Annotated in this window: 6 protein-coding genes; all 6 read right to left on the reverse strand. The window is 69.3% G+C overall.

Annotation, left to right across the window (positions count from 1 at the left end; all coding sequences use genetic code 11):
• Positions 1-796, reverse strand: a 796-nt coding sequence (locus QZ753_RS08405; protein WP_294642737.1) for an ATP-dependent metallopeptidase FtsH/Yme1/Tma family protein, incomplete at its 3' end; no start/stop codon positions are given.
• A 61-nt stretch (positions 797-857) separates the two neighbouring features.
• The gene (tilS, locus tag QZ753_RS08410) at positions 858-2186 is read right to left on the reverse strand and encodes a tRNA lysidine(34) synthetase TilS (protein ID WP_294642739.1); all 1329 of its coding nucleotides are present in this window, start codon (positions 2184-2186) and stop codon (positions 858-860) included.
• Positions 2187-2202: 16 nt separating this feature from the next.
• Positions 2203-3144 carry a tol-pal system protein YbgF gene (gene ybgF, locus QZ753_RS08415; RefSeq protein ID WP_294642741.1) on the reverse strand — a complete coding sequence of 314 codons (942 nt, stop codon included), beginning with the start codon at positions 3142-3144 and terminating at the stop codon, positions 2203-2205.
• A gap of 205 nt (positions 3145-3349) precedes the next feature.
• Positions 3350-3898: a peptidoglycan-associated lipoprotein Pal gene (gene pal / locus QZ753_RS08420; protein ID WP_090958343.1), complete on the reverse strand. Its 549-nt coding sequence runs from the start codon at positions 3896-3898 to the stop codon at positions 3350-3352.
• Positions 3899-3993: 95 nt separating this feature from the next.
• The gene (gene tolB / locus QZ753_RS08425; protein ID WP_294642746.1) at positions 3994-5298 is read right to left on the reverse strand and encodes a Tol-Pal system beta propeller repeat protein TolB; all 1305 of its coding nucleotides are present in this window, start codon (positions 5296-5298) and stop codon (positions 3994-3996) included.
• Between the two features lie 118 nt (positions 5299-5416).
• Positions 5417-6320 (reverse strand): hypothetical protein (locus QZ753_RS08430; protein ID WP_294642747.1); only part of this gene is annotated, 904 nt, incomplete at its 5' end.

The raw sequence follows: 6320 nt of genomic DNA on the forward strand, positions 1-6320 counted from the left end.
GATGACGGCCGACGGCGTCGATCTCGTCGATGAAGATGATGCAGGGCGCATTCTTCTTGGCCTGCTCGAACATGTCGCGCACGCGGGATGCGCCGACGCCGACGAACATCTCGACGAAGTCCGAGCCCGAAATGGTGAAGAAGGGCACGTTGGCTTCGCCCGCGACGGCGCGTGCCGTCAGCGTCTTACCGGTACCCGGAGGGCCGACGAGGAGCACACCGCGCGGGATCTTGCCGCCGAGGCGCTGGAACTTCTGCGGCTCGCGCAGGAACTCGACGATCTCCTCGAGGTCCTGCTTGGCCTCGTCGACGCCGGCGACGTCCGCGAAGGTGACGCGGCCGTGCGCCTCGGTCAGGAGCTTGGCCTTGGACTTGCCGAAGCCCATCGCCTTGCCGCCGGCCCCGCCCTGCATCTGGCGCATCAGGAAGATCCAGACGCCGAGGATGAGGAGGATCGGGCCGAACGAGAGCAGCATCGACCAGATCGGATTGGTGTTGTCCGATGGCGGGCTGGCGTTGATCTGGATATTCTTGCCCTCGAGGCGGGACACGAGCTGGGGGTCGCCGGGCGAATAGGTCTGGAACGGGCTCGACCCGTCCGTGTAGCTGCCGGAAATCCGCTGCCCCTGGATCGTCACCGAGCGCACGCGGCCCGAATCGACGTCCGACAGGAACTGGGAATAGGGAACCTCCCGCGTGTTCGCGTTCTGCGAGCCGTTCGAAAACAGCTGGAACAGCGCGATGAGCAGAAGCGCGATGATCGCCCAGAGGGCGAAATTCCGGAAGTTCTGGTTCATTATCCGTCCTGGGATGAGGCCCCGATCCCCGATCCCCGAAGGGTGCGCGAACCTTGACACGTCATCGAAGATAGGTGGCCGCCAAATCCTTGCCAACAGCCTTCGCAGGATTTGCGGCATTTTGGGGATCGGCGGTTAATCGATCCCCCGTCCCGCCCGGCAGATCGGCGGTAACGCGCCATGCGACACATGGTCTGGGGCGGAGCGTCGGGACCCCGGGAAACCGATCGCCGAGCCGGGGGTGGACCGCGCAAACGCCCCCGTCCCGGTCGATGCCGACCGGAAGCGTGCGAGATACGGGACCTCCGAGGCCGAGACGACCGAGCGGCTCGAGGCGCACCGCGCCCGTCTCGTCCGAACCCGAAATCGTGAACCGGCGATCGAAGAGAGGGCGGCCACCTGCTGCGACATCGACGCCGGGCGGACCGATCCTGCCGTACTCGCGACGAACCGTCAGCCGCCCGCCAGCCCGCTCCACCCGGCTGCCACCGAGCGTCGCCGCGCGTCCGCCGGACGCCAAGGCGTCGCGCAGCCGATCCACCGCGGCGCGCTCCGGGGGATGCGGCGCGCCGCCTGCCGCCGTCAGGATGCGGGGCCAGAGCGCCTCGTCGCCGGGCGCGGGCTCGAAGGAGACGGCGCCCGCGTCATCCACGCGAAGCCTCCCCTCCTCTCCCGCCTGCCGGATCATGGCCGCGGTCGCGGCATCTTCCGCAGCCCGAATTTTAGCAGCAAAGGCGATCGCGGATCGACGCTCGGCGACCTGACGCCGATCACCGGCCAGTTCCGCGCGGATGCGGGCGCGCCGATAGCGCATGTCGGCGTTCGTCGGGTCCTCGACCGGCGACAGCCCGGCCCGCGCCACGGCATCGATGAGCGCGCGCTTGGGCATGTCGAGGAACGGGCGGATCAGGACGAGGTCGGGCTCGAGGTCGCGCCAAAGTCGCATCCCCGCCAGCGCCGCACCGCTCGCGCCGCGCTCGCGCGCCAGACGATGGGTCTCGATCTGGTCGTCGGCGTGGTGGGCGACGAGGATCGCATCGGCGCCGACCCGGATCGCCTCGGCTCCCAAGAGGCGGTATCGCGCCTCGCGCGCGGCGGCCATCAGGTTGCCCTGCACCACTTCGCCCGAGCGCCAAGCAAGCGTCCGATGCGGCAGCCCGAGATCGCGGCAGACCGCCGCCACGAACCGCGCCTCGCCGGCCGCCTCCGCCCGCAGCCCGTGATCGACCGTCGCGACGCAAACGTCCAGCGGCAGCGCTGCGGCGGCAAGGAGAAGCGCCAGGGAGTCCGGCCCACCGGACACGCCAAGAAGCAGCCGCTTCGCTGCAGGTCGCTCCGACGCAAAACGGCCGAGCGCGGTCTTGACCGCCTCGACCGTCTCGTCCGTCACCGGCGCGGCGCCCGGATCAGGCGCAGCTGGCGGACTTCGTCTCGCTCTGCAGCTTGCGCTTCACGTTGGCGCTCATGTCGGGATAGCGCTTGCCGACCTCGGCATAGGTGACGCAGGCCGTCTCGCGGTTGTTGAGGCGGGCGAGCGACATGCCGAGCTTCAGCATCATCTCCGGCGCCTTGGCGCTCTTCGGGAACGCCTTCTGGGCGTTCAGGAACACCTCGGCGGCGTCGCGATACTTGTTCTGCGCGTAGAGGGCTTCACCCAGCCAGTACTGCGCGTCGGCCGCGTCCTGCGAGCTCGGATACGCCTGCGTGTATTGGCGGAACGTGTTCTCGGCGAGCTGGTAGTCACCCGCGAGCATGTAGTTGTAGCCGAGCGAGTACATCTCGACGGGCCCGTTGGTGGCGATCGAAGCGACCTTGTTCGAGCCCGTGGTGCTCGGCGGCGGCGTCGGCTCGTTGAGGCTGGTGTCACCGCTGCCGAGAAGCGCGCCGATCTCGTCGGCCGGCGGTGCGGCGGTCGGCGGAGCCGCCCGGCTCGCGTCGTTGACGCTCGGCGGCGCGGCCGAGGCGACGCGCTCGTTGCCGGCCGGGGCGGGCGCCGCATCGGTGCGACGCTCGGCCGGCTTGGCGGCGGCGCCCGAACCCTTGCCCTCGAGATCCTGGAAGCGGAACTCGTTGTCTTCCTGCGTCTTGCGCAGTTGCTCTTGGAGCTGCAGCACGAGGAAGGAGAGCTCCTCGACCTTGCCGGTGAGGCGCCGCATCTCCTCTTCCATCTGCGAGATGCGCACGCCGCCGTCGCCGACCTGCGCCATCAGGACGGGCGCCGGCGCGCGCGACGCGACGGGCGCACGGTCACCGCCGCCGAGGCCGAACGGCAGGTCGAGCGCGGATGCGGGTCCCGCCAGCGCGGCGAGGACGAGAACGGAAACGGTTGCGAGCTTCATCTTGGCCATGCGGGACATCCCCTCGGGATCGCTGGAGGCCCCTCGCCCGCAAGCTGTTCGAAGCCATCCGGGCGACGACCTGTCGACCCCTGAAGCTTGGACCGGCGGAAGGCGTCCAAAGTTTGGCCGGTGCTAGCACAGACAAGGACGCCCTCACGCAAAACGGCCCCGAAGGGCCGTTTCGAAACGCTCGATGTTGCAGAAATGCCGCAGATCAGCTGCCGGCGCCGTTGAGCACCGTGACGGCGCGGCGGTTCTGCGACCAGCAGGAGATGTCGTCGCAGACGGCCACCGGGCGCTCCTTGCCGTAGGAGATAGTGCGCATGCGATTCGGCGACACGCCCTGGCTGGCGAGGTAGTCGCGCGTGGCGGCGGCGCGGCGGGCGCCCAGCGCAAGGTTGTACTCGCGCGTGCCGCGCTCGTCGGCGTGGCCTTCCACCGTGATCGAGTAGTTGCGGTACTGGTTCAGCCACTGGGCCTGACGGGCCAGCGTCTGCTGCGCGTCGGCGCGGATCGAGGTCGAGTCCGTGTCGAAGAAGATGCGGTCGCCGACATTGACCGTGAAGTCCTGGCTGGTGCCCGGAGCGGCCGAACCGCGGCCGCCCGCGCCGCCGGCGCCACCGAGGCCGCCCGCGCCGCCGAGGCCGAGGCCGGCCGCGTTGTCCGGCAGTCCGTTGTTCTTCTTGGCGCAGGCCGAGAGCGCCAGCGCCGCGACCAGCGCGAGGGCGATACGACCATGGACCCCAGTAGCGATGCGGCGCATGGCCGTCTCCTTAACTCTGTGATTTCCGTATAGGCCCGTTTACCATGATCGCGGTTAACGAGTGGTCAACAGGCAGTTGAAAGCGCTGGAGAATCCTACTCCAGCGCGGGCGACCAGGCGGGGTCCGATGCGTAGTTCGGCGTCGCCACCTTCTGCTCGTTCCGGCCGGTGAGGTCGATTGAGTAGAGCTGCGGACCGCCGCCCTGATCGCGGAAGAACATGATGACGCGCCCGTTCGGGGCCCAGGTCGGCCCTTCCGCGTGGAACGACGAGGTGAGGATGCGCTCGCCCGAGCCGTCCGGCTTCATCACGCCGATCTGGAACTGGCCGCCGGTCTGCTTGGTGAAGGCGATGAGGTCGCCGCGCGGGCTCCAGACCGGGGTGTTGTAGGTGCCCTGCCCGAAGGAGATGCGCTGCTGGCCCGAGCCGTCGGCGCCCATCACGTAGATCTGCGAGCGGCCGCCGCGATCGCTCTCGAATACGACCTTGGAGCCATCAGGCGAATAGGACGGCGAAGTGTCGATCGCGTTGGTGGACGTCAGGCGCGTCGTGGCGCGCGAGCGCAGGTCCATCGCGTAGATGTTGGAATTGCCGTCCTGCTGCAGGCTCATCACCACCTTCTGGCCGTCCGGCGAGAAGCGGGGCGAGAAGGTCATGCCGGGGAAGTTGCCGACGACCTCGCGCTGCCCGGTCTCGAGCTGCAGGAGATAGACGCGCGGATCACCCTGCCCGAAGGACATGTAGGTGATCTCCTGCCGGTTGGGCGAGAAGCGCGGCGTGAGCACGAGGTCGCCGCCCTGGCTGAGATAGCGAACGTTGGCGCCGTCCTGATCCATGATCGCGAGGCGCTTCTTGCGGTCGGTCTTGGCGCCGCTCTCGTCGACGAAGACGACGCGCGTGTCGAAGTAGCCCTTCTCGCCGGTCAGGCGCTCGTAGATTGCGTCGGCGATGATGTGGGCGATGCGGCGCCAGTTGTCGGGGCTCGCATAGAACTGCTGCCCGTCGAGCTGCTGGCCGGCATAGGTGTCCCAAAGGCGGAACTCGACGCGCAGCCGCCCGTCGGCCTCGGGCGTGACGCGGCCGGTGACAAGCGCCTGCGCGTTGATCACGGTCCAGTCCTGGAAGCGCGGCGTGGCGTCCGGCGTCACGTCCTTCTGGATGAAGGCGGCCGGGTTGATCGGGGCGAAGAGGCCCGAGCGCTTGAGGTCGGCAGCGACCACCTCGATCAGCTTGGTGCCCAGCGCGTCGCGCGACTGGAAGTTCGGCAGGGCGATCGGCAGAGGCTGGACGTTGCCTTGCGTCACGTCGATCTCGACCGCCGCGTGCGCACCCGATGCCAGGGCGAGACCGGCGGTGGCCGTGGCGAGGGCAAGAGCCAAGGAGCGGATGAAGCGCGTCATGTGCGGGACCTTCCCGTTTGGGCATCGGGTTCGAAGCCGTCGATCGGGACGGCGACCCGGGCTTCGCATGAGAAAAGGACGAGGCGGCGGCAGCGCGCCGCCGCGAGAGGCGAAAGGGTCAGAACATCTGGCTCGGGTCGAAATTGACGGTGACCTGAGCCCAGGTGTCGTACTTCTCGGCCGGCAGATTATACGGCGCGCAGCGGCGCACGGCGCGAACCGCGGCCTCGCTCGCCACCCGCTCGGCCATCGACGAGCCGCCGCCGGACAGGATCTCGGGCAAGCCCTCCAGTTCGCCCGTCGGTCCGAGCTGCATGGAGATCTTCACCCGGAAGTTGCCGGCGTCGACGCTGCCGGCCGGCGGGTTCCAGCAGCGCATGATCTGGCCGCGCAGGGCGTCCATCTCGCTCTGCGACAGCGAACCGCCGGTCTGGCGCGTGGCGCCGAGCGCCGCTTGTTGCGTCGAGCGCTTGGCGCCGCCGCCGGATGAATCCTGCTTGTTGAGGAGCGCGGCGATCTGGTCGGCGTCGAACTGCTTCTCGGTCGAGGTCTGGGTCGCCGGCTTCTTGGTGTCCTTCGGCTTTTCCTTCGACTTCGCCGTGTCCTTCGCCGGTTCCTTGGCGGGCTCCTTCACCGGCTCGGCCTTCTTCGCCTCCGCGACCTTCACGGGCTCGGCAGGCTTGGGCTCGGGCGGCTTCGGCTTCACCTGCGGCAGCGGCACGTTGCGCGGGGGCGCAGGCGTCTCGGCCTCCGCCTTGGCGATCTCGGCTGCGAGCGGGTCGATCTCCGGCGCTGCCTCGGCCGGCGTCGGCTCGGGCTTCTGTTCCGCGACCTCGGCCGGCGGCTCGGGCGGGGGCGTCGGCTCGGGCGGCGTCGGTTGCGGCGGCTCGGGGCGCGTCTGCGGCGTCACCGCCGGCGGGGGCGGCGGCGGGGGCGCTTCGGCGGTCGAGACGTTCTCGTGCGGCGAGGGCTTGGGCGCCGGCGGCGTCTTGAGGTCGACTTCGTTGTCGCCGACGTTCTCG

This window comes from uncultured Aureimonas sp., from assembly GCF_913775355.1.
Classification (GTDB): Bacteria; Pseudomonadota; Alphaproteobacteria; order Rhizobiales; family Rhizobiaceae; genus Aureimonas.

Bases quoted from the DNA above. Each gene is read 5' to 3' on its own strand.
- tolB (WP_294642746.1), bottom strand. From the start codon at position 5,298: ATGACGCGCTTCATCCGCTCCTTGGCTCTTGCCCTCGCCACGGCCACC.
- ybgF (WP_294642741.1), bottom strand. From the start codon at position 3,144: ATGGCCAAGATGAAGCTCGCAACCGTTTCCGTTCTCGTCCTCGCCGCG.
- pal (WP_090958343.1), bottom strand. From the start codon at position 3,898: ATGCGCCGCATCGCTACTGGGGTCCATGGTCGTATCGCCCTCGCGCTG.